Genomic DNA, 24,062 nt, shown 5'->3' with positions numbered 1-24,062 from the left:
CGCTCCGTTACTAGTTTCCGCCGAATACATCCAGATTTTTGAAAACGTCCAGGAGCCTGCTTATGGATCCCGTTTTTTTCGGTTCGCCCGAAGCAATCCCGCAGGCAGGGCGCAGTTCCGGGTACAGCACCAGCGCGACGGCGGTGCTGTAGGCCGGGCCGAAAAACTCCTCGTCGTCGCAGACGACGAGATTGCGTTTTACGCCCGCCACCCGCACTTCGCTCACGCCCAGAATCTGCGCGGTCAGGTCGTCAATGCCGCGCAGCAGCGAGCCTCCGCCGGTCAGCACGGCCATTCTGATGAAATCGCCCTGATTGGAGGCAACCACTTCCGCCCGCACCAGTTCCAGCAGTTCCTCCACCCGCGGCTTGACTATGTCAAGCAGGTCGGTGGCTTTGATTTCCTTGGTGTCGGCCCGGTCAGGCAGCGACACCGGGATCACCTCGTCCTCCACCAGATGGCCCTCGCAGGCCACGGCGTATTTCTCTTTCACCGTGCGCGCTATTTCGCGCGAAGTGTGCAGGCCCCACGCAATGTCCGATGTTATCAGATCGCTGCCGTAGGGCAGTTCCCTGGTGTAGCGCACGGAGCCGTTTATATAGACTGCCACGGAAGTGCTTTCCGAACCGAAATCCACCAGCACGGCGCCAAGCTCTTTCTCCTCGTCCGTAAGCACCGCTTCGCACAGCGGCACGATGCTGGCAAAAGTGTCCTCCGCTTCGAAACCGGCTTTGGAAACGGCTTTCAGCAGATTGTTGAGATGAGAATTTGATCCCGATATGATGTGCACATCCACCTCAAGAAGCGAGCCTTCCATGCCTTCGGGGTTGGGTATGCCTTTCTGCCCGTCTATCGTAAAGCTCTGGGGTATCACCTGAAGAATTTCCCGGTTGGTCTGCAGCGAGATGGCTTTCGCGTTTTCCAGCGCGTAATGCACGTCTTCGGCGGTTATTTCCTTGTCCGATCTGGAAATGTTGTACGCGCCGTGGCTGTTGCGCGATTCCAGATGGTTGCCCCGCACTCCGTGGATCAGCGCGGTTACTTCGGCCCCGGCGGCCTGCTCCGCCTGATCCACCACCTGCTCGATCGCCGCTGCGGTTTCCTGTATGTCAACCACCACGCCTCCCTTGACGCCTTTGCAGGGCGCCGAAGCGCCCGAAAGAACGTTAAGGCTGTTGGTTTCCGGATCGCGCGCAGCCAATACGCAGGTAACACGGCCGCCGCCCAGATCTATTGAGGCTACCACTCGTTCCTTTGACATGCGTTCTCCTTAAATGCCATCGGCCTGCGCTAGCTGGGACGGCGCGGCCGGAGCCTGCGAAAGCAGAATTTTCCCGTCTTCGAAATATGACAGGTCTATATTGTACGGCGCGGGAAATTTCGCGGCGGTTTTATTATAGACCTGCGCGATCCGCATGGCTTTCTCGCGCACAAACCCGGCTTCGCCCCATTTTATGCGGGTCCCGTCCCTGAGAACGACGGAATCGGTTTCCCCCGGCCCGCACTCCAGCTTTACCGGACTGCTGGGAAACAGGCTGGCGCTCTCCAGCACGGCTTTAGCCAGCGTTACCGTTCTGCCGTCCATCCTGCCGTTTGACGGAGCGGCCGAGTTTATCAGAAATAAATTCGCCGGCGCGGAGGCGGCATCCGGAGTGTAGACGTAGCCGTCCGCATCAATAAACCGTCCATCGGGTATCTGCGCCAGCGGCGCGCGCATTTCCGCTTCAATCTCCAGCCGCCTGGTAAACCAGTTTCGCGATACCCGCACGACGCTTACGGCGGGCAGCGCCGTCCGGACCGATTTTTCCAGCACCGCGCAATCCCTCAGGGAAACCTCCACGCCCGCCGGAAACCGCACTTCGGCGGGTATGGCGGCCGCTGTCGCTTTATCGGCGCAATGCACGTCCAGCCCCTGATACCGCCATTTGGTCCATTGCGGTGCGTCCAGCCGCGCCAGAGTGGCCCAGGCTTTTGGCGCTTTGCAGGCCAGGCCGGCCAAAAGCAGACACAGAACAAACAACGAAACCACGCGTCTGTTCCGCTGCGTACGCACTTTTGCTCTGAGAGTTACCCGGGTTCGTCGTCTTTTCATTGTGGAAAACAGCTCTTTTCGGCGCAACATCCCGCCAGATAATTATAATAAGTTTAAGGGAATGTTTCAAACCCGATTTTCCGGTTTTTCCGGCAGGCGCTCAAACCGCCGCGCGGCCAGCGGCCGGCCAGTGCCGGGCGGAGGCCGGCAGCGCGGAAAAACAATGTTCCCCGTGATTTCTGACGGAGCTGTTTCAGAGCGGCCTTGGCGAATATTTTGAAAACTTCTGATAATTTTGCTATAATTTTTCGGTAACAGGTTGTATGCGCCCGTAGCTCAGTGGTAGAGCATCCGCCTTTTAAGCGGGGGGTCGTGCGTTCGAACCGCACCGGGCGTATTTTCGTTTTATCACCACCTTTCAGCGCGGGCTGAAAGGTGGTTTTTTATATGCGCGGACCAGGCCTGAAACTGCTGTTTATGGGTATAGCCATGCTGGCGGCGGCGACAGCCATGTGGCCGTCGGCCCGGAACGGTTTTGTGTGGGACGACGCGCATTATATCCTCAACAACCCGCTTGCGCGCGATCTGTCGGTCGGGGGCCTTAAACGCATTTTCACCGAGCCGCACTACGGCCTGTACAAACCCGCCACGATACTGAGCTTTGCGGTCAATCACAAATTCTCCGGCCTTGATCCGGCGCCCTATCACCTTACAAATATTTTTCTGCATGCTGTTAACTCCGCGCTGGTGTTTCTGCTCGTCCTGCTGCTGACGGGAGATAACGGCGCGGCTTTTCTGTGCGCGCTGCTTTTCGCGGTTCATCCGATGCATGTGGAATCGGTCGCGTGGATAAGCGAACGCAAGGATATGCTTTATTCGTTGTTTTTCCTGCTCTCGTCAATCCTTTATATTAAGCGGGCGGCAGGGGCAGGCGCGGCCGTGTCCGTTTTTTCGATTGTCTGTTTCGGGGTTTCGCTCACCGCAAAGCCCATGGGCATCGTTTTGCCCGCCATTCTTTTCATATATGATTATCTGCTTGGCAGAACATTTAACCGCCGGCTGGCGCTGGAAAAAACGCCCTATGCGGCGATTGCGGTTCTGTTCGGGGTGTGGACTTACACGCTGCTGCGCTCCGCGAACCAGTTTGCGCAGGGGTTTGATCCGCTTGACCGGGTTCTGTTTGCGTTTTACGGGCTGAAATTTTATGTATGGAAGCTGCTTTATCCTGCGCGGCTGTCCGCCTTGTATCCTTTCCCGCTCAAAACGGGCAATGTCCTGCCGCTGGAGTACTGGTTAAACCCGGTCACGGTGCTGGGCTGCGCGGCGCTGCTTTTTGTATATTGCCGGCGCAACCGGGCCGTTATGGCGGGGCTGGCGTTTTATGTGATAGCATTGCTGCCGGCGCTTCAGCTGATCCCGTCGGGCGTTGCGATAACTGCCGACCGGTATGCGTATATATCGAGCCTTGGCCTGTTTTTGCCGTTGTCTGTTTATGCGGCGAAATATTTTGAAAAGCTGCGGGCGCGTAACGCCAGACTCGCCGCGGTTGCGGCTGTCTGCGCGGCATTATGCGTGGCGGGGCTGGCGGGTTTGGCGAGAGGCCGCTGCGCGGTCTGGAAAAATGATTCGACGCTTTTTCTTGATGCCGCCAGAAAGCATCCCTCTCCCGGCACTCTTAATGCGCTGGGCGCGGTGCTGAAATCAGCAGGCAGGCTGGATGATGCGCTTAAGGCTTTTGAGCTGGCGGCGGAATCTGTCGGGCCGGTCCGGCCGGGAACGCCGGCCATGCGGGATTTTATCGCAAGTTATATCAATATGGCGGATGTGCTTCAGGCGCAGGGCAAGGCCGTCATCGCTGAAAAAATGCTGCAAAATATCTATAATCTTTCTCAGGCACAGGCGCCGAGGATGATCTTTCTGGTTCTGGCGGATATCGAGGCGGGAAAGGGCAATTACCAATATGCCGTCGAATTGCTGGGAAAGGCGCAGGCTGATCCGGCTATAAGGGCAGAAGCCTGCTCAAAGACCGGCGATATATACAGGCGCGCCGGCGAATATCGCAAGGCGGCTGAAGCATATCGCGCGGCTCTTGCGGTAAACCCGCTGGCGCAGGGCGCGCTGTCCGGCCTGGCGGATACGGAAGGGAAAACCGATGGCGCCGGCGTAATCCCATGAAAGTAAAAATGTCACGCAATACGGTTCTTAAATTGGTTTTGGCGGCAATCGCGATGGCGGTGGCGGCGGCGGCCATGTGGCCGTCGGCCCGCAATGGCTTTGTATGGGATGATTCGACTTATGTGATTACCAATCCGCTGGTGCGCGAGTTGTCGGCTGATGGCGTAAAACGGGTATTCACCGAATCGCATTTCGGTTTGTACAAGCCGGTCACATTCCTCAGTTTCGCCGTTAATTACCATTTTTCCGGGCTGAATCCGCTGCCGTATCACGCCACGAATGTCGCGCTGCACACGATTAACGCCGGTCTGGTATTCCTGCTTGTGCTGTTGCTGGTGGGCGATCACTGGGTGGCGTTTCTGTGCGCGCTTTTGTTCGGCGCTCATCCGATGCATGTGGAGTCGGTGGCGTGGATAAGCGAGCGCAAGGATATGCTTTATGCGCTGTTTTTCCTGCTTTGCTCGGTGCTGTATATCCGGCGCGTTCAGGGCGGGAGCGTTGCGGCGTATGTTGTTTCACTCGTCTGTTTCGGGCTTTCGCTGATGGCGAAACCGATGGGCATTACCCTGCCGCTCCTGCTTTTTGTTTACGATTATCTGCTGGGCAGAAGGTTTGACGGACGGCTGGTGACGGAGAAATTCACCTATTTTTTAATCGCCGGACTGTTCGCCCTGCTCACCCTGTTTCTGCTCGATTCGGCCAAGCAGATGAATACGGTGTTCAGCCTGTCCGACCGGATACTGTTTGTTTTTTACGGGCTTGAATTCTATATCGGGAAGCTGCTGTGCCCTTTGAATCTGTCGGCCATGTATCCGTTCCCCGCAAAGAACGGCGTTTCCCTGCCGCTTGAATACTGGCTCAGCCCGGTTACGGTGCTGGGCTGTATCGCGCTTCTTTTTCTGTTTTTCCGCCGCAGCCGCGCGGTCATGGCGGGGCTTGCGTTTTATATGATCACCGTCGCGCCGGTGCTTCAGTTCGTGCCGGTGGGGCCGGTGATAACCGCCGACCGCTATTCCTATATTCCCGCACTGGGGCTGTTCCTGCCGCTGTCGGTTTATGCGGTGCGGCTGCTGGCCAAACTGCGTGAAAAAAACATCCGGCTCGCCGCGGGCGTTACTGTTTGCATGGCGGTATGCGTGATAACGCTGATTTTTGCGGCGCGGGCGCGGTGCGCGGTATGGAGAAATGACGTAATGCTTTTTTCGGATGCGTCCGCCAAATACCCCGCGCCGGCTTCGCTCAACCGGTTCGGCACGGCGCTGATGGAAGTGGGGCGCATGGACGACGCGCAGAAAGTATTGCAAACCTCGGCTGATCTGATCGGCCCGTTCCGGCTTGACACCTGCAATATTTCCGACATCGCGATCACTTACGTTCAGCTCGGCCGGGTGCTGTACCTGAAGGGCAAGACCGAGCTGGCTGAAAAACTTTTGCGCAGCGTCCTGCAATTTACCGAAACCGCGCCGCTGCTTCTGGCGCTTTCCGATGTTGAATTGAAAAAAGGCAATTTCGGCGCGGCGCTGGCGCTGGCGGCACAGGCGACTCTTGACCCCGCGTTTCGCGCGGGCGCCTATTTCCAGCTGGGCGATATATATATGAAAACCGGGAACGTTTCACTGGCGGCGCAGGCTTACGGGCGGGGAAATGTGTTAAATCCTTCTCATCCGATACCAAGATCTGCCGTGATTGAACAACGGTGAGCGTTTCGCCCTCGCAGCTATATTGAATTTCAATAAATGGGACAGCTATCATGACATCAGGTTTTGCAATGCGCCCGGCGGTGGTGAAGGGAGTTTTGATCGCGGCGGTCGTTTTTCTGTCGGCGATGGCGATGTGGCCGTCGGCGGGAGGCGCGTTTGTGCTGGACGATCCCGCGTATATCGCGAGCAATCCGCTTATTCGGGATCTGTCGCCCAAAGGCGTGCGAAAGATTTTTGCCAGCACGCATTACGGGCTTTACAAACCGGTCACCATGCTCAGCTTCGCGCTGGATTACAGAAATGCCGGGCTCAGGCCTCGCGTCTATCACATAACGAATATCGTTCTGCATTCGGCCAACGCCGCGCTGGTATTGCTGCTTGTTCTGCTGCTGACGGGCGATAGCCGGGTGGCGTTTTTATGCGCTTTGCTGTTCGGTGTGCATCCGCTGCATGTGGAGTCGGTCGCGTGGATCAGTGAACGCAAGGATATGCTGTATTCGCTGTTTTTTCTGCTCAGTTCGCTTTTTTATATAAAATACGTCACGGAGGGCAGCGCGGCTGGACATATACTGTCGCTCGTTTGCTTCGGGCTTTCGCTGATGGCAAAACCGATGGGCCTTACGCTGCCGGCGGTGCTTTTCGTATATGACTATCTGCTGGGCAGGCGTTTTGCCTGGCGGCTTGCGCTGGAAAAGGTTTTTTATATCCTGCTGGCGGGCCTGTTCGGCCTGTGGACTTATGCCCTTTTACATTCGGCGAATCAGCTGGCCAAAGGGTTTAGTCTGCCGGACAGGGTGCTGTTTGTGTTTTACGGCCTGAAATTTTATGTCTGGAAATTGATTTGTCCGGTGACCTTGTCGGCAATGTATCCGTTTCCGGACAAACCCGGCGGAATTTTGCCGCTTGAATACTGGCTCAGCCCGGTTACGGTGCTGGGCTGTATCGCGCTTCTTTTTCTGTTTTTCCGCCGCAGCCGCGCGGTCATGGCGGGGCTTGCGTTTTATATGATCACCGTCGCGCCGGTGCTTCAGTTCGTGCCGGTGGGGCCGGTGATAACCGCCGACCGCTATTCCTATATTCCCGCACTGGGGCTGTTCCTGCCGCTGTCGGTTTATGCGGTGCGGCTGCTGGCCAAACTGCGTGAAAAAAACATCCGGCTCGCCGCGGGCGTTACTGTTTGCATGGCGTTATGCGTGATAACGCTGTTTTTTGCCGCGCGGGCGCGTTGCGCGGCATGGAAAAACAACATGACCCTGTTTTCTGACGCCGTGGAGAAATATCCTTCGTTTGCCACCTTGAGGCGTTTTGCGCTGGAACTGCATCATAAACAGTCGGCGGACGCGCTTGCCGTGTTTAATATGGCGTTAAAACTTGCCGGCCCGGTCCGGCCCGGCACACCCAGATACTTTGAAGTTCTGGATGTTTACATCGGCATCGGCCGGGAACTCTATTTCCGCAAAGATGCCGCGACCGCCGAAAAAATTTTCCGGCAGGTTTACTTTTACGCGCCGGGTTATCCGCCGGCGCTTACGGAAATCGCGTGCATTGAAGCGGATAAAGGCAACATGGCGCTGGCCCTGCAGCTGCTGGCGCATGCCAGCAGGGAACCGGTGATGAAAGCGGAGTCGTTTGCTAAAATGGGCGCGATATTCGAAACGCAGGGCAAATATCGTTCCGCCGGGAAGTTTTATGCCAGGGCGCTTGAACTGGACCCGTCGCTGGAGGACGCGCGGATCCGCCTTGCCGTGTTGTTGAAAAAAACGGTTTCCGGCGCAGAAGAACGGGCGGCGGGGCATGACATGCCGGGTTCATCCACGGCGGCAAACCATCGAATCGGCGGCTGAAGTATTTACAACCGTTCACATATTTTTTACAATAAGCACAGACTGATAATACATCCGGCCTGTATAATTTGAATAAGGTATGAAGCATCAGGAAGGCGCAGCAGAATTTCTGGAGGGTTTATGAGAACGCAAAACAGGAAAGGTTTTACGCTGATTGAACTGCTTGTGGTTATCTTGATTATCGGTATTTTGGCGTCTATCGCCGTGCCGCAGTATTTCAAGACGGTTGAAAAGGCGCGCGTGGGCGAAGCGACTTCTGCGCTTGCCAGCGTAAGAGCCGCGGCAGACCGGTATTACTCGAACGCCGCAACATATCCGACTTCGTTCGGCAAACTGGATATCGTGTTTAAAAATACGGCGGGTTCGAATATTCTAAGCGGCAACCTTGCCACACTGAAATATTTTTCCATTCAAATGGCCAACGGATTTGCTCGCGCCATGAGAAAAGGCGCGCCCGGGTATAGCAACTACACAATCACAATCAACTATTCCACCGGCCTGCTTACGATCACGGGTGGCACTGTTGCCAACACGGATTACGATTCTTTGATAGACAAATAGCAGTTGTGTTTGTGTGTCATGATGCAAGGCGCGTCCGGTAACAGTCAGTGCGGCTGTTTTGCAGAGAGCGTATTAATTGTTCGGGAAGGGGTGTGCAAAACAGCACACCCCTTCCCGTTGTTTTTGCGGTTTGATGCTGCAAGCGCATGAAAACAATCCGCTCGAAAATAGTGATGACGCTGTTTTTGCTGATTACGCTGGTTATTTCAGCGCAAGCGGTGCGGTTTTATATGGGCGAAACGGAGTTGTTTATTCGCCAGGCCGAAGTATTCCGTTCCAAGGCGGCGCAGGACTGGGCGATCAACTGCGAACGCAGTTACGGGAACCATCAGTATGGCGTGGACCAGTCTTTTTCCGGGACGCATAACTCCCGCATGCTGGTTACCGCCGCCTGTTATACTAAAGACGGCAAAGCATTTCGCGCCCTCAGCCCCGAGAAACTTGAGCAGTCGCTTCTGCCGCCGGAAAAAGAGCTTATGCGCCGGCTTTTTTCCGGCCGCTATACTCCGTCAGACACTTATACGCAAGGTGCGGAGATGATTGTTATCAACACGCCGGTCAATGTGTTTCCCGACGGGAAGGTGCTTTCCCGCATATACTTTTCAAAAACCCGGGAACTGGAGGAGCAGAACCGGCAGCGCCGCCGGGTGGGCATGAAAATATACGGCATTTCGGCGATTGTGCTGATTGCGGCTTATATAGCGATACTGCTTATTTCATCGCTTTTCGTCAGGCCGATAGACGATATAACGCGCGGCGCCCGAGAAATCGCGCGCGGCAATCTCAAATACCGGATCGGCCTGAACCGCAACGACGAACTCGGCCAGATTGCCCGCGAGCTTAACGAGATGGCTGAAAAACTGTCGGAGCTGGAAAAACTGAAGGACGATTTTACTTCCGGCATTACGCATGATTTGCGTTCGCCGGTAACCGGGATCAAACTGGCGGCCGGCAATATTATAAAAGAATACCGGACCGGCAAAGTCAACCGCATTCCCGAGCAGGTGTTTATAATAGAGGAAAATACCGAACGGCTGAATCGGCTGATTGACATGATTTTGCAGGTTTCCAAAATAGAGTCCGGCAATGAATCGCTTTCGCTAAGCTCTGTGAACGCGGAAGAACTGCTCGACGGCATTGTGCAGGCCAACCGGCCTTACGCGAAGGAGAAGAATCTTGTGCTGGACCTGATAATAGAAACCGGCACTTCCGATATTGTTGCAGACCGTGAAAAACTTGAACAGGCGTTGTCCAATATAATAACCAACTCGCTTAAGTATACGGACGCAGGAACGGTGTTTGTGTATATCTGTCAGGCTGATTCCGGGCTGCAGATCCGGGTCAAGGATACCGGCCGGGGTATTGAACCGGAATTGCGGAAATACCTGTTTGAAAAATTCCAGAAAGGGGCGCATCAGGGCAAAGGGTCAGGTCTGGGCTTGTATATCGCGAAAAAAATCATAGAATTGCATGGCGGCAAGGTTGATTTTGTGAGCGAACCGGGCAAAGGAACGGAATTCACGGTAACGCTTCCCGTGGCGCAGGCGGGCGGGTCAGATTAATGAAACATACAATAATGGTCGTTGACGATGAGGTTTCGCTGCTGCGCGGGCTGCGCGAGCGGCTGGAGCTGGAGCAGTTCACTGTTGTCACCTGCACAACCGCGGAGCAGGCGTTGCAGATGCTGGGCAAGGTTGCGCCCGCCGCGCTGGTGCTGGATGTGCGGCTGCCGGGCATGAGCGGGTTTGATCTGTGCAAAAAAATCCGCGCATTGCAGACTGACCTGGCGTCCGCGCCTATTCTATTTCTGACTACGGTTGGCGACGAGTCCTATAAAGTGCTTGGCCTTGAGCTGGGCGGCGACGACTACCTTACCAAGCCGTTCAGTCCGGCGGAACTGGTGGCGCGGCTGCGCGCGCTTATCCGCAGAAACGCAAGAACCGCGGCGGACGGAACTGACGGGGAAATTCTGGAATCCGGGTCAGTCGAACTCGACACCGCCGCCTATACCGTAAAAATCAGGGGTGAGCAGGTTGAGCTGTCCCCTAAAGAGTTTTCATTATTGCATTTGCTTTTGAAAAAGAAAGACCGGGTGCTTACGCGGCCGTATCTGATGGAAACGGTCTGGCGGCGCGATTATGATTCGTCAAGCCGCACCATAGATTCGCATATAAAAAATCTCCGGAAAAAGCTGGGTGAAGACGGTTCGAAGATAAAAACCATAGAAAGCCTGGGTTACAAGTGGGAGGAGGACTGACATGATAAAAGGGGCAATTTTGATTATGACGGCGTTTTTATCGGCTACGGCGGTTTACGCCGGGCCGGGTAAATATATCGCCGAGGTGAACGGAGAGAAGCTCGCGCGTGCGGAAGCCGAAAAACGGCTTTGGACGCTTTATGGCGCCGGTATTACCGATGAGATGATAACGGAAACCGTGCTTGTGCAGGAGGCGCGCAAGCTGGGTCTTAAGATCGCGGATTCTGAAATTGACGGTGCCCTGTCCGATATGAAAAAGCAATACGGCGGCGAGGCGGAATTTATTAATGCGTTAAAGTGGCGCAATCTGACGCAGCGCGAAATCCGCGCGGGTATCGGGCGGCAGTTGCTGTCGGTTCGGGTGATCCGGAAAATTGCCGGCATTGATATTACCGGTTCTGACGCGGAAAAATTCTTCAATGAGAATAAAGCCGCTTTTGATACGCCGGAATCGGTGAAACTGCGGCAGATGTTTTTCACGGACCGGCGGCAGGCTGATGATATGCTTGCCGCGCTGAACGCCGGGGCTGATTTTGAGAAACTGGCGCGGGACAGGTCGGCCGATCCCGCGGCAAAAGACACGGGCGGCGAGCTCGGATTTGTCGCCGTAACGCAGCTGGCGCCCGGCGCGGCGGACGCGGTGAAAAACACCGCCGCCGGCGCGCATACCGGTGTTATTGAAACGCCGGGAGGTTTCTATATCATTCTGGTTGAAGAGAAGCGGGCCGGTCAGCCGGCTGATTTCAGCGTGATAAAAGAGGAAGTTCGCCGGACTCTTGAGCAGGCCGAGATTGATAAAGCCGCGGGTGGGGTGATCGGCAAACTGCGCGCGGGCGCCAGGATAAAGAAATATTGATGGTGATTGCGTCGGGTTTGGCGGGCAAACCTTAAAAATCTGGACAATGCGGGAAGGGTTTTGATATAATGAATAAGCTGAAAATGGAAGCGGAACGCGTCCATTTTCGAGAAGCCCCCTTCGTCTATCGGTTAGGACGTCGGCTTTTCAAGCCGAAAAGAGGAGTTCGATTCTCCTAGGGGGCGAACGATTTAAAAACCGCCGGAAGGCGGTTTTTTGTTTATCCGGCCCCGTAAAGCGCACCAACTGCTTGGTGCGCGGGAGAATCGAAAGGCGGAGCGATGCCGAGCAGAGCGCGGCCGCGAGCCGGGGCCGCGACCCGCGACGAGTGAAGATGAGGAGCGGAGGTGTGGCCGAAATCCTAGGGGGCGAACGATTTAAAAACCGCCGGAAGGCGGTTTTTTGTTTATCCTGAAAGAACCGTAATTGCCCATATTCCCATCGCAGGTGCGGCTTCCAGATTTCAATGCATGCGGTTTGCCAGGCCGATAATCGGGCTGCGCCAAATTGCTAAAATATAGTCATAAACAGCAGCCGGATTAAGTCGTATTGAAAGCGAGGCATTATGAAAAGCAAAGTATATTTCGCGGATGCCAGGTCGCAGGGCTGGCGTAATTCCATGCCGGCCAAACTGGAGAAACTTTTCGATGCGGCGGATTTCTCCGCCTGCATTCCCGCCGCCGGGCTGGTCGCGGTCAAAATGCATTTCGGCGAACTGGGCGGACATCTTTTCGTCAATCCGGTTTTCGCGCGCGCCGTTGTGGACAAGGTAAAACATTGCGGCGGACAGCCTTTTCTGTCCGACACGAACACCCTGTATTCCGGCAGCCGGAAAAACGCGGTTGTGCACGCCCGCACGGCATCGCTGCACGGGTTCGGGCCCGCCGTTACGGATGCGCCTGTCGTTATTGCCGACGGGCTGCTCGGCAGGGATGAGCGGCTGGTCGAGATAGGCCTTAAACATTTCAAACAGGCCAGAGTGGCGTCCGCTTTCGTCGAAGCCGACGCGCTGGTGGTGCTTTCTCATTTTAAAGGGCACATTATGGCGGGGTTCGGCGGCTCCATTAAAAATCTGGCCATGGGATGCGCCTCCGTGGCCGGCAAACGCGAACAGCATTCCACGCGGCAGCAGGTGGTGCCTGAAAAATGCGCGGGGTGCGGGTTGTGCGCGGAGGCCTGCCCGGAGAAAGCGATCTCGGTAAGCGGGCGCAAGGCGTTTATCGCCAGAGAACTCTGCATCGGCTGCGGAGAATGCATGACTGTTTGCCCGCAAGGCGCGATAGACCTGGACTGGGCGACCGATATCGGGGAATTTTCCGAACGGTTGACTGAATACGCCTATGCTGCGGCCAAACCCTTTGCTCAAAAAGGCCGGGCGGCGTATTTTAATTTTCTGCTAAACATTACTCCCGAATGCGACTGCGTGCCCTGGAGCGACGCTCCGATCGTGCCGGATATAGGCGTTTTGGCATCCAAAGATCCCGTGGCGCTTGATCAGGCTTCATTTGATCTTGTGCGTGACAGCGCGGGCCTGCAAAATACCGCCCTGCATGCCGGCCACGCCTGCGGGCAGGACAAGTTCAAGGCGCTTGCCGGCAACACAATGCCTGAAGCGCCGCTTGCTTATGGCGAGAAAATAGGATTGGGCAGCCGGGCTTACGAACTGATAAGGCTCTAGCTCTTTTCCGCAATAGAAACGCCCGCGGCAACCGCGGGCGTTTTCTGTTCAGTCAGACAGCGGCGGAATGGTTTTCGAATGCTCGCGCGGAGCCGCTGAAAAGGGTATAATACAATCAGTTTTTGCGTCGGTTTTCCTGCGAAAACCGGACAATTCTGAAATTTTCAGGAGTATTATGCTCAATTTTATCGCTGTTGTCGGTGTGGTGGCAATGTGGGCCGGTGCGTGGGCTTTGTGCAAAAACCGGCGCGATATAAACTGGAAGACAATCGGCTGGGGCATCGCGCTGCAGCTCGTGTTCGCGCTGCTGGTGCTTAAAACGCGGCCCGGCCAGTGGTGTTTCGAAACGATAAACGACCTGTTTGTTTTCATTCTTTCTTTCCAGAAAGCCGGAGCGGAATTCGTGTTCGGCTCGCTGGGCGCTTCATCGTCGGGTTTTTATTTCGCGTTTCAGGTTCTGCCAACGATCATATTCTTTTCCGCGCTGATGGCCGTGCTGTATTATCTGGGGATCATGCAGATGGTGGTTTCTTCGATCGCGCGGGTGATGACGTACACCTGCAAATCGTCCGGCGCGGAATCGCTGACAGTGGCCGCCAATATTTTTGTCGGGCAGACCGAGGCTCCGCTTCTGGTGCGCCCGTTCATAGAGCGGATGACCGAGAGCGAGCTGTTTACCGTCATGGTCGCGGGCATGGCCACGATGTCGGGCGGTGTTGTTGCCGCGTATGTGGGCATGCTGCAGGACGTGGTGCCCAACGTGGCGGGCCATATTCTGACCGCAAGCGTCATGGCCGCGCCGGCGGCTCTGGTGATGAGCAAGATGATGGCACCCGAAGTGGCGGAGCCGGAAACCAGAAGCGCGCTTAAAATAGAATACAAAGATCCCAGCAATAATGTCGTGGACGCCGCCGCCAACGGCACCATAACCGGCCTTCAGCTCGCGCTCAACGTAGGCGCGATGCTGATCGCATTTCTTGGCCTTATAGCTTTGTTTAACGGCATTCTGGGCGGCGCGACGGCGTGGCTGGGCAGCCATATCTTCGGAATGCAGACGGCCGGGTTTAATCTGCAGGATATAATCGGCTGGTGCTTTTCACCGGTCGCGTGGCTGATGGGAGTGGAATGGAAAGACTGCGTGACACTCGGCCAGCTCATGGGCGAGAAATTCATCGCCAACGAATTTGTGGCCTATTCGCATCTGTCGAATATCCTCAAAGCCACGCCGGACCTGCTGTCGCCGCGCTCGACTATCGTTGCGGTTTACGCGTTGTGCGGGTTCGCCAACGTCAGTTCTATCGGCATACTGATCGGCGGGCTCAGCGGCATGGCGCCCGGCCGCAAGCAGGATGTGGCCCGGCTCGGCATACGGTGCCTTATCGCGGCCTCGCTGTGCGGATTTCTTAATGGCGCGATAGCGGGGATACTCAATTGATGGCTTTTCTTCTGAACTTCATTGACATGTTTCTGCATCTGGACCGCTATCTTAACGAATGGGCGGGAGTTTTCGGCGTATGGCTGTATGTGCTGCTGTTCGTGATAATTTTCTGCGAAACGGGCCTGGTGGTCACTCCGGTTCTGCCCGGTGATTCCATGCTGTTCGCCGTAGGCGCGCTTGCCGCTACGGAAGGAAGCCCGCTCAATATCGTCTATCTGTGCGTGGTGCTGGGCGTAGCGGCCGTTCTGGGCGACGCGGTTAATTATTCGATAGGCAAATGGGTCGGGCCGAAGGTGTTTTCGCGGGAGTCGTCGCGCTGGCTTGACAAGCGGCATCTGCTCAAGGCTCATGAATTTTACGAGAAGTACGGCGGCAAGACCATAATACTCGCGCGGTTTCTTCCGTTTTTCAGGACTTTCGCGCCTTTTGTGGCCGGGATCGGCTCAATGACGTATCTGAAGTTCGCTTCTTATAACGTGATTGGCGGTTTGCTGTGGACCAGTTCTTTTCTGCTGCTGGGTTATAAATTCGCCGGTACGGAAATGGTCAAAAAGAATTTTCATTATGTGATTCTCGCCATTGTGCTGATCTCGGCGGTTCCGGCGGCCGTGGAAGTCTGGAAAGCGCGCCGTGAACATCGCAGGCGGAAAATTTCATCTTGATTTCATAACCTTAGTTCAACGGCTTAAACGATATGGGCATTGTGCCTGCGGGTTTTGCCGTGCCCAGCAGGATGTTGGCCGCGCCGGCGGCTGAAAATCTGCTTATGCCGTAAAGCGCGAGCACATTTTTCGCTTTATTGAAAAACGGAATGTCGTACGGGCTCATGAGCGAGACAAGCGCGCAGGGTTTGTTGTCCGGCATGAGGTTTTCAATGGCGTTTATCTGACCGGTGTTGGGTGTCGCCGCCCATTGAAACGAGCCGAACGCCACGGCGTCAGCCGAAGCGACGCAGTCGGCGGCGAATGCCAGATCGTCGCGGGTGGGTGTGACGGAGGCGTTGTAATGCGTCACAAGCCAGCCGGCGTTTAGGAACGGCATGTCGAAGTAGGCCAGTTTGTCGCCGAACCTGGGCGGCGTGAAAAACAGGGCGCAGAGTTTTTTGCCGGAGCCGTCGGCGGCGAATTCCGGTTTTCCGCGCACCAGCGTAACGGCCTGCTGCGAGAGTTTGCCCGCGTAAACTGAATAGGCCTTGTCTATGCTGAAATCCACGTTGAACCCCTTTTCGAAAAGGCCCATGCGCTGTTTCTGCTCCCATACCCGGCGCGCGGCGGTTTCAAGCCGCGTTTTGAATTCGGGGCTGTTCATGGCCTCCGCGAGCGCGGCCTGCGCTTTTTCCGCGTCGCCTTTGCCCAGAATGGCCACATCGGTCCCGGCGTTTATGGTGGCGACGGCGCCTTCAGCGATGCCGTGCAGTTTCAGCGCGCCTCGCATATCAAGGCTGTCGGAATAAATAAGCCCTTTAAATTCCATCCGTTCGCGCAGCAGTCCGGTCAGAATCTTCCGGGAGAATGTGGCGGGATTTGCGTCATCCATGTCTTTGAACAGGATATGGGCCGACATGATGCCGGTCACGCCCGCATTCGCCGCTATCTGAAAAGGAAACAGATGCGTTTGAAAAAAAGTGGCTTGCGGCTGCACAATAACCGGCAGCCCGAAATGGGAGTCAACCGCAGTGTCGCCATGGCCCGGGAAATGTTTCGCCACCGCGCCCACTCCGGCCGACTTAAGGCCCGTTATCACCGCTTCGCCCAGTTCCGCCGCTCTCACGGGATCACAGCCGAACGAGCGCACTCCAATGATCGGGTTTTTCGGGTTGGTGTTTACGTCGAGCACCGGCGCGAAACTCATGTGTATGCCGGCGCGGCGCATTTCAAGCCCGGCAAGGTGAAAAAGCGTTTCTGTGGCGCGTGGATCGTTTGCCGCGCCCAGCATCATGTTGGTAGGCAGATCCGTCAGGCCCAGCGTTACCGGAGTAAATACCGTGCCGCCTTCGTAATCGGCGTAGATGAGCAACGGCACGGCGTGCGGGCTTTTGCCCGCCCAGGCCGCGAGCCGTTCCGTCAGCGCGCGGGTTTCTTCCAGGGAATAATTGCCCCATTGCAGCAGAACGTGCCCCACCAGCCCTTTTTCAATGAGCGGGCGGTACTTTTCAGCTTCGTCATAATCCATGGAAACAAGCAGAACCTGCGCGATTTTTTCCGTTTCGGACAGTGTCGTGAAATCCTGCACCGACATGGCGTTTGTTACGGATTGTGAGGAACTGGCGATCACTTCGGCTGCCTGATGCCTGTCCGCCGCAATTGCCAGCTGTTCAATAATATCGCGCACGGAACGCTCTTCCGCCCGGCATTGTGCGGACGCGCCCGCAGCCAGACAAAGCAGAATGGCTGCTGCAATGCGAAAATTTGTACGGGGCATGTCAATATCATAATAAAAACACGGCGCCGATAAAAGCCGCGTCAAGCTCAACGGACCGGAATGCCCGGCGCTAATTGACGGCTGCGTTTGCGGCTGTCATATGTTTTGATGTTAACCGCGGAGTGCTTCAAGCTTTTTTTTAACCCCCACGGATCACAGCGCATTGCGGGAGGGGCTGGTTTTGTTCGCCATGCTTTGGAATTGACAAGGCGTTGCTGTTGCGTACAGGCTGAAAGCAAAACTGAAAAAAACCCCCCGCCGGATTATCCGGCGGGGGGGGAGAAAGACGACATTCAATTCCTGATTACTGGGCGGGAACAGGGGTGGTGTCTTTGGCGTTAATCCACTGTATGAAGTCAGCCCATTTGGAGTTCTTCGCAAATTGCAGTTCTTTGTAAGTTGCGTTGAAGTTGTAGCTGGGCAGGTAGATTGCCAGCCCTTTCGAATTACCGTAATTCTTGTTGTCCCAGCTGCTGGTGCCGGTGTTGGTGCGGTTATGCACAACAAGTTCATTATCGGTGTATTTGACGAGGGCGGCACCAGTCGTTTTTACCTTTTCGTCGGTGGTGATGCCGAGCAGGTTGTTGACGAAATGGCTCAGGCTCTTGTTGTCGGAATAAGCGTAAGAAACTGTTTTAGACCGGGCGGTTTTGACGGAGGTTTTATCGTTTGTAGCCATCGTGGCGTCAACAAACGCGTCAAGCGCGGCGATGAAACCGGGCATGGCGGCGGTTTTGACGAGCGACTGCGTGGCGCCCTGCTGGATGGAAACGTAATGATCCGTGTAAGCGTCGACGGCAGCTTTGCCTACGGCCAGCGACGACAGGTCGGATGCGTTTACCTGAGCCAGGAACGTGTCATAAGTATAGCCGTCACCGGGTTCGGTTTCTTCGGAGCCGACGATATAATCCACATAGTCCTTGATTTCGTAGTCAACGCTGGCCATCTGCATCAGGCAGGCGTCGGAGCCGTAAACCTGCAGGCCGCCGATTTCCTTAAGAGCCTGCGCGAGCTGCGGCGTGGTCATGTGGTTGCCGCTTTCGTCATCATAGGAAATGCCTTTTCCTTTGCTGTTTTTGATCCAGCCAGCGCCGTGATTCCAGACGATGAGCATATAGTTCTTCGCCGGATAAGCGGCTTTCGCCCACTGCGCAAAATCTACCAGGTGTTTCCAGTCGCCCATATCGGTTTTAGGCATGTCCACCAGAACCGGGGAGGTGATATTGGAAGCATCGTTGTCTTTCTGGACAAGATATCTGCGCGAGCCGGTCCAGTTGCCTTCAACTGAACTGTATCCTCTGATGCGGCCGAGCTCGGCTACGACATTGACTTTGTCATTGGAGCCGACCATTTCCATTTCGTTGACATCCTTCAGGCCGTACTCTTCCAGGTTGTTTTTTGCATTGACATAGACCATGATGGTCCAGGTGGCAGCTTTCGTCTTCGCCTGGGGGACGACGACGTCTTTAAACTGATCAGGTGTACCGAGTGTGCTGATCGCGGGGACCCGGGCGAACGACACGCCTGTCGCCAGGAACATCGCGGATGCTACAACTGCGAAGCTTTTTCTAAACATTTCCAGCCTCCGTATTTTTGCCTTTGTTAAGGTCGCTGAAACGGATTAACCTTTCAGCATACCTCACCGTAGCATTTTTATTTTGAATTTTGCAACTGTTTTTTATCGTTCTGCATGCTGATAATTTTTCGCGGTATCGCTACATACTCTAGTTGGCGGATATATATGCGGCAAGGGACTAAAGGCCCATGCCTCCGCCAGGCCTGATGGGGTCAGGCCTGTTTCCGCTCTTTTAAATGTGTTCATTTATAAATATGCTATCATAAAACCATCTCTGCAAACGGGTGCTGGCTATGATGAAGAAAATCCTTTTTATGTTTTTAGCGTGTTTTTCCGGGCCGGCTGGTTTTTGCGGAACTGCCGCATCTGCCGCTGATAAGATATTTGCGGAGGATAATATTCTGGGTGTGCGCGCGGAGGTGCGCGTGTCGGGTGCGGCTGATGAGGGCAGCGCAGTCCGCCTTTCGTCGGCTGTTTTTTCCGAATGGCGGCGGCTGGAGAAAAAATTCGGCTATTACGATGCGGCAAGCGAAATCTCCCGGTTAAACGGGTTGGCTGGGGTTCAGCCGGTTGCCGTGGATCCGGAAACTTTCGGGCTGCTTGCAAAGGGCCTTGAATTGAGCAGTATGACCGGCGGCCGGTTCGATATAACTTTTACGCCGGTGTGGGAGTTATGGAGGCAGTGCGCCCGCCACAACCGGCTGCCTTCAGATTCTGAAATAGCGGACGCGCTTGAACTTGTTGATTTTAACGCTGTTGTTTTAGACAGTTCCTCCCATACCGTGCGTTTTACTGCCGGGGTGAGCGTAAATCTCGGCGGTATCATGCGCGAATACGCTTTGCGTCGCGCGGCGGCGGTTGCCGAGCCGGAGCGGAATGGCGCGGCGGTGATGTGCAGTCTCGGCGGCGATATCGCGGTTCTTGGCGAACGTTCCAAGCCCTGGAAATTCGGCATCCAGAACCCGGAAAACGAGGGGCGGCTGGCCGGCACCGTGTCGTTTACAGGCGGTTTTGTGGTGACTACCGGCGCGTTTGAGCGGTTTGTGGAGATAAACGGGCGCCGTTACTGCCATATCATAGATGCCCGAACCGGCAGGCCGGTTGAAGGCGTATCCAGCGTTACGGCTCATTTCCCTGATATAGGCAGATCGTACCCGTCTTCCGTAGTATTCCTGCTGGGTGCGGCGGCCGCTGAAAAGGCGTTGAGGCTGTTGCCGGGCGCGTCGTTCGTTTATCAGTCAGCCGGGGTCAGGCCGTACCTTTACCGGCCGGCTGCGTCCGGTGCGGAATGGACGATTTTTCCGCAGGAACCGAAATCCGGCAATTCTGTAAAATAGGTCTAAAGTCCCGACAGGTCTGGGCCTGTTGGCGCTGGTCAAAACGGTGACAATGGGATAATATCATATATCAGGGACGATACCGCCGGTCGGAGCAGGAGTTTATGAAACTGTTGAGGGTTCCGCTTTTATCGCTGTCGCTGGCCGCGCTGGTTTGCGCGGCGGGCGGCTTTGCTTTTGCGGAAAAACCGGAGCCGGCCGGGAAAAGCGGGCGCAAAGCCTGCGAGCTGGAAGTGAAGAACGCGCTGCTTGCGCCGCCGCTGGCGCAAAAATCCGTACGGGACTGGACAGTGATCGTGTTCATGAGCGGCAAGAACGATCTGACCCCGGCCGCATACGACGACATGCGCGAGATGGAGGCGGTCGGGTCAGATGACCGGGTTGCCATCGTGACACAGTTCGGCACGCTGCTGCGCAACGACAGGGTTGACCGCTACCTTGTAGGCAAAAGCGGAGAAAAAGGGAGCGCAGAACTGCAGTCCCGGCCGGTTGAAAGCGTAAAGGCGGATATGGGGTCGTGGAGCGCGTTCGCCAATTTTGCCACCTGGGCAATGGCTAAATATCCGGCGCGGCGCTATGCGCTTGTTTTGTGGAACCACGGGCTCGGCTGGTCCGACCTGTGGGGCGGGAGCAACAGGGGCGCGGAACTGTCCGTAGGCAAAAACGATTTGAGCATGAACGAAATCAGGATCGGGGAACTGGGCCGGGCCCTGCGCCAGATAAAAGCCCGCAGCGGCAAAACCCCGGATCTGCTGGGTTTTGACGCCTGCTATATGGCGATGCTGTCGGTGCTGGCGGAAGTGAAGGATTATGCGCAGGTTGTGACCGCTTCCCAGGATCTTCAGCCTGTTGGCGGCTATCCGTACGACAGGATTCTTGCCGCGCTCAAAACAGACCCGGCTATGGATGCCGAAGCGTTAGGCCGGGTGATAGTGGGCGCGTTTGGCGCGGCATACTCCAATAAAACCCATACGGCCATAAAGAGCTCGGAACTGCCGGCCCTTTATTCGGCCCTGAACAGCTGGAGCGATGCCGTTATGAAAAGCGGAGCGGATTCCGCCGCCGTGGAAGCCAAGTTTCAGGCAGTCGCGAGTTACGGCTATCATCAGGCGCCGGACGACGCTTCTCATCCGATGTCGGTGGATATTGCCAGCTACATAACGCTGGTCAGCGAAGACAGGCGGCTTTCAGAAAATACGGAAGTGTCCGCCGCTACGGAAAAAGCGCTTGGCGCGCTTGATTCGGCGGTGCTGGCGTATACCGGCCCGGGCGCCGGGATCAGCGAATACATGGCGCGCTCCGCATACCGGCCGTCATACGACGATACTAAATTCGCGCGGCTGAGCCGCTGGGACGATTTTATAAAGTGGACAATCAATCCGCGCATGTTTAAAGATTTTGCGAGGCGGCCATGAAACGGTTTGCGCTGATTCCGCTGGTGTTTCTTTTTTCCGGCGCGGTTTTTGCGCAGGGGGAAGTGTCCGTCGGGCGGGATTACGCCGTGCGCGCGGCAGACTGCATAAAAGGGCTGGAGGCGCTGGATCCCGACTATGCCGTGGAATGTTCACGGGATCGCGCGTTTCTGGATTTCGTGAAAAGCCGCCGGCCGGGTCTGGAAGCGTGGCTGGTGTCCCGGTCGCGCGCCATAAAGGATATGACGGCCGTGGTTGACGGGCTGGTGCTCAAAGTTTCCACGCCCGCGCTGAGCGAAGCGCTTGAAGCGAGGTTGACGAGCAAACCGTACATTGACATGGGCGCGCCTGGCCACGAAGGGATCGGGTTCGGCCCCGAGCCGGAGCAGACGCTTCGGTGGCTGGACAGATACCGGGCGGATCTGCCCGCCTGGCGGCGTGAAAAGGTTGCCGTGGCGTTGCGCAACTATGACGCGCTTTCGCGCATTGAAACCGGCGCACGGGATCTGGCTGGCGCGGTAACGGTTTCATCTTATGTGGACGATTATGCCAGGAAATCGCTTGCCAATACGCCGGGGTATGATTCGGATTCCGTGCGGTGGTGGCGGTCGCTGGATCTGAAGGCGCGGAGCGCTTTGCTGGCGGGGATAGCGCGCGAGCAGATGGTCAAACTGGCCGAATACGGCAGTTCCTATGATTACGATCGTTTCCGGGCACATTGGGGCTGGGGGTTTTTGCGGCGTGAGGATCTGCCGCTTATGCAGAATTATCTGCGTAATTTCAAGCGGTCGGCCGCGCTGCGTGATAAAATAGCGATGACTTACGAAGACAGCCAAGTCAGCAGAATGCTTGCGAAAATAGCGAAAATGCCCGCAGCCAGACGTGAACAGTATCTCGACAGGCTGTTTGACGGCAAAAGCGGCGACAATAAGGATTTCGATGATTTAGTTCGTGCCGCTGAAAGCGCAGCCGGACGTTCCGCGGACAGCAGGGGTGTGACCACTACTGACTTTTCCGATGCCGCGCTGACTAATGCCGCCATCAGCCAGAACGTCGAGCGCAGCGTTTCGCCGGAACAGAATGACGCGATCGTGTCGGCTCTCAATGCCCGTATGGCCGGGGAATTGGGCGGTACCGCCGCGGGCGGCAAGGTGCTGGCGTTTTACAGGGACAATCCGCTAAATGTGCGCATGGAGCAGGGCAACGGCTATTACGGCAAGTATGAGGTGGCGCCGGAAGCCGCCGCGACTGGCGAGATAGTGCTTAACACCGGGCTGGTTCAGCAGTATATGGACCAGCGCGGGATAACCACGGCGCAGCTGCTGGCGGATCAGGCCGAGCTTGATTCCCTTTCCAAATACGTTGCGCCGGTGCTGGTGCATGAAGCGACTCACCAGATGCAGCATTCCGTGTCGGACGGCAGGATGCTTGATCCCTATGTGCAGAGCGACGAAGCCGAAAGCGCCGGCGCGGAAGCGCTGTTTACCCTTGAAAAAATGAAAACGGACAGGGAATTCGCGCGGCTTATGACCGCCGCGCAGGAAACCTCTCCTTACGCGCGCCAGACTCTTGCCAGGGCGGACGCGATGAGCAAAAACCCTCTGGAGTTCCGCCGCGCGGTGGCGCAGCAGGAGTACGCCAACCTGCCGGACATGCGCGCCGCGTCTGCCAGAATTATAGCGGTCGCCGATGATGAGCTGCGCCGGCGCGATGCGCTCTGCTGCGGCGATTTGGCCGAGCTTGAGCGGACCGGACTGGACATGAGCGTGGTCAGCAGGATTTCGCTTGAGGAATTTGAGGAGGTCGCCGGCCAGATCAGGACCTCGGAGCTGGAGCGGATCCGCGCGGAGTTTTTGAAAGGGCGGAACATGTATGACACCGGCGCAAGCGCCGTTGCGCGGCAGCAGGTGCGGGCCGTTAAAAATTTGGTGGCGGAATAGGCGCGGCTATTATGATTAAACTTCTCGGCGCGGTTTTATGCTCGGCGGTTGTTCTGGCCGGAACCGCCGGATTCAAAACCTATAAAAACGGATATTTTTCAACCAGCGTGCCCGGCTGGACTCTGTCCGCAGTTACGGAGGACGAGGAATTCGGTGTTTATTCTACCGAATTGGTTTCTCCCGATTCAACCCGGCTTGCGCCCGCCATGATTTATGTGAGTTATTACGCGCCCGGCAACGCGCTGTACGCGGATATTCCCGGTTTTATAAAAGGCATGGGCGGCGGCGCGGTGACGGTAAAAGGCAATAGTGTAAAACCGGCGGTCAGGTCAAAAGCCGGCAAATATTCCGCCAAGGCGTTTGAATCCACTCAGGTAAAATTCATTCCGCCTGACAGCCCGGACGCAAAGGAAGTCCGGATCCGCGAAAAGCACGTTCTGGTGGCGGATTCGAAGAAAAAAGGGTTTTATGTGCTGCGTTTGTTCGCCGGCGGGAGCGTGTATGAAAAGAACCTCAAGGTTTTTAATGAAGTGGTCGCCGGCTTTGTGCGGTTGAAGTAGCTCGCCGGCGGATAGGGCTCATAGCAGGCGAAGCCCCCGTTCCGGGGGCTTCGTTTTTTCAGGAATTCTTTATGCGCCGGGGCGGCGAACCCGTCGGAGCAAAGTGTCGGGGAGTTCGGGTTTTTTATGCCGTTCGTCCTGCGGTATGCGGATAGAGGTTTCTGGCGGGCCGTTGCTTTCAGGGTCTTTTTATGAGCGTGAAAACCGTTATTTCCTCCGGTACGAACAGCCGCATCGGCGGGCCCCAGTGGAAAGAGCCGGGATTTATGTAGAGC

At 56.1% G+C, this 24,062-nt stretch carries 18 protein-coding genes and 2 tRNA genes; 16 read left to right on the top strand and 4 right to left on the bottom strand.

Annotated features, from left to right (window positions below):
* Window positions 1-10: 10 nt before the first annotated feature.
* Window positions 11-1,261 (bottom strand): cell division protein FtsA, encoded by a 1,251-nt coding sequence (ftsA, locus tag PHW69_02315; GenBank protein ID MDD4004019.1) that lies wholly within the window; start codon window positions 1,259-1,261, stop codon window positions 11-13.
* A gap of 9 nt (window positions 1,262-1,270) precedes the next feature.
* The gene (locus PHW69_02310; protein ID MDD4004018.1) at window positions 1,271-2,029 is read right to left on the bottom strand and encodes a cell division protein FtsQ/DivIB; all 759 of its coding nucleotides are present in this window, start codon (window positions 2,027-2,029) and stop codon (window positions 1,271-1,273) included.
* A 328-nt stretch (window positions 2,030-2,357) separates the two neighbouring features.
* Between PHW69_02310 and PHW69_02305 the strand changes: the two genes are divergently transcribed.
* The 12 genes from PHW69_02305 to PHW69_02250 all read left to right on the top strand — a co-directional run bounded on the left by PHW69_02305 (window position 2,358) and on the right by PHW69_02250 (window position 15,203).
* Window positions 2,358-2,429: transfer RNA gene (locus tag PHW69_02305), tRNA-Lys, on the top strand.
* 50 nt (window positions 2,430-2,479) lie between these two features.
* The gene (locus tag PHW69_02300) at window positions 2,480-4,207 is read left to right on the top strand and encodes a tetratricopeptide repeat protein (protein ID MDD4004017.1); all 1,728 of its coding nucleotides are present in this window, start codon (window positions 2,480-2,482) and stop codon (window positions 4,205-4,207) included.
* 8 nt (window positions 4,208-4,215) lie between these two features.
* A complete protein-coding gene (locus PHW69_02295; protein MDD4004016.1) occupies window positions 4,216-5,907 on the top strand; it encodes a tetratricopeptide repeat protein in 1,692 nt (563 codons plus the stop codon).
* Between the two features lie 50 nt (window positions 5,908-5,957).
* The gene (locus PHW69_02290) at window positions 5,958-7,751 is read left to right on the top strand and encodes a hypothetical protein (protein ID MDD4004015.1); all 1,794 of its coding nucleotides are present in this window, start codon (window positions 5,958-5,960) and stop codon (window positions 7,749-7,751) included.
* A 120-nt stretch (window positions 7,752-7,871) separates the two neighbouring features.
* Entirely contained in the window at window positions 7,872-8,312 is a 441-nt protein-coding gene (locus tag PHW69_02285; protein ID MDD4004014.1) for a prepilin-type N-terminal cleavage/methylation domain-containing protein, read from the top strand.
* Window positions 8,313-8,458: 146 nt separating this feature from the next.
* Window positions 8,459-9,874: a HAMP domain-containing sensor histidine kinase gene (locus tag PHW69_02280; protein ID MDD4004013.1), complete on the top strand. Its 1,416-nt coding sequence runs from the start codon at window positions 8,459-8,461 to the stop codon at window positions 9,872-9,874.
* Window positions 9,874-10,569, top strand: coding sequence for a response regulator transcription factor (locus tag PHW69_02275; protein ID MDD4004012.1), 696 nt, complete (start codon window positions 9,874-9,876; stop codon window positions 10,567-10,569). Before PHW69_02280 ends, PHW69_02275 begins: the two co-directional genes overlap by 1 nt.
* A gap of 1 nt (window position 10,570) precedes the next feature.
* Window positions 10,571-11,425 carry a peptidyl-prolyl cis-trans isomerase gene (locus PHW69_02270; protein MDD4004011.1) on the top strand — a complete coding sequence of 285 codons (855 nt, stop codon included), beginning with the start codon at window positions 10,571-10,573 and terminating at the stop codon, window positions 11,423-11,425.
* 113 nt (window positions 11,426-11,538) lie between these two features.
* Window positions 11,539-11,610, top strand: a tRNA-Glu gene (locus PHW69_02265).
* A 380-nt stretch (window positions 11,611-11,990) separates the two neighbouring features.
* The gene (locus tag PHW69_02260) at window positions 11,991-13,103 is read left to right on the top strand and encodes a DUF362 domain-containing protein (GenBank protein ID MDD4004010.1); all 1,113 of its coding nucleotides are present in this window, start codon (window positions 11,991-11,993) and stop codon (window positions 13,101-13,103) included.
* 175 nt (window positions 13,104-13,278) lie between these two features.
* Window positions 13,279-14,538 (top strand): nucleoside transporter C-terminal domain-containing protein, encoded by a 1,260-nt coding sequence (locus tag PHW69_02255; protein MDD4004009.1) that lies wholly within the window; start codon window positions 13,279-13,281, stop codon window positions 14,536-14,538.
* Entirely contained in the window at window positions 14,538-15,203 is a 666-nt protein-coding gene (locus PHW69_02250; protein ID MDD4004008.1) for a DedA family protein, read from the top strand. The genes PHW69_02255 and PHW69_02250 overlap by 1 nt, the downstream gene beginning before the upstream one ends.
* A gap of 10 nt (window positions 15,204-15,213) precedes the next feature.
* Here the strand turns inward: PHW69_02250 and PHW69_02245 are convergent, their stop codons facing one another.
* Window positions 15,214-16,872 carry a glycoside hydrolase family 3 protein gene (locus PHW69_02245; protein ID MDD4004007.1) on the bottom strand — a complete coding sequence of 553 codons (1,659 nt, stop codon included), beginning with the start codon at window positions 16,870-16,872 and terminating at the stop codon, window positions 15,214-15,216.
* Between the two features lie 394 nt (window positions 16,873-17,266).
* Window positions 17,267-18,538, bottom strand: a complete 1,272-nt coding sequence (locus PHW69_02240) for a clostripain-related cysteine peptidase (GenBank protein MDD4004006.1) — start codon at window positions 18,536-18,538, stop codon at window positions 17,267-17,269.
* A 407-nt stretch (window positions 18,539-18,945) separates the two neighbouring features.
* Here PHW69_02240 and PHW69_02235 point away from each other — a divergent pair, with 407 nt between their 5' ends.
* The 4 genes from PHW69_02235 to PHW69_02220 all read left to right on the top strand — a co-directional run bounded on the left by PHW69_02235 (window position 18,946) and on the right by PHW69_02220 (window position 23,787).
* On the top strand, window positions 18,946-19,875 hold the full coding sequence (locus PHW69_02235) for an FAD:protein FMN transferase (GenBank protein MDD4004005.1): 930 nt from the start codon (window positions 18,946-18,948) through the stop codon (window positions 19,873-19,875).
* A gap of 104 nt (window positions 19,876-19,979) precedes the next feature.
* Window positions 19,980-21,290: a clostripain-related cysteine peptidase gene (locus PHW69_02230; protein MDD4004004.1), complete on the top strand. Its 1,311-nt coding sequence runs from the start codon at window positions 19,980-19,982 to the stop codon at window positions 21,288-21,290.
* On the top strand, window positions 21,287-23,227 hold the full coding sequence (locus tag PHW69_02225) for a hypothetical protein (protein ID MDD4004003.1): 1,941 nt from the start codon (window positions 21,287-21,289) through the stop codon (window positions 23,225-23,227). Before PHW69_02230 ends, PHW69_02225 begins: the two co-directional genes overlap by 4 nt.
* A gap of 11 nt (window positions 23,228-23,238) precedes the next feature.
* On the top strand, window positions 23,239-23,787 hold the full coding sequence (locus PHW69_02220) for a hypothetical protein (GenBank protein MDD4004002.1): 549 nt from the start codon (window positions 23,239-23,241) through the stop codon (window positions 23,785-23,787).
* Window positions 23,788-24,062 lie beyond the last annotated feature (275 nt).

The organism is Elusimicrobiaceae bacterium (assembly GCA_028700325.1).
GTDB lineage: Bacteria > Elusimicrobiota > Elusimicrobia > Elusimicrobiales > Elusimicrobiaceae > JAQVSV01.
This window is presented reverse-complemented; position numbering and strand designations above follow the sequence as displayed.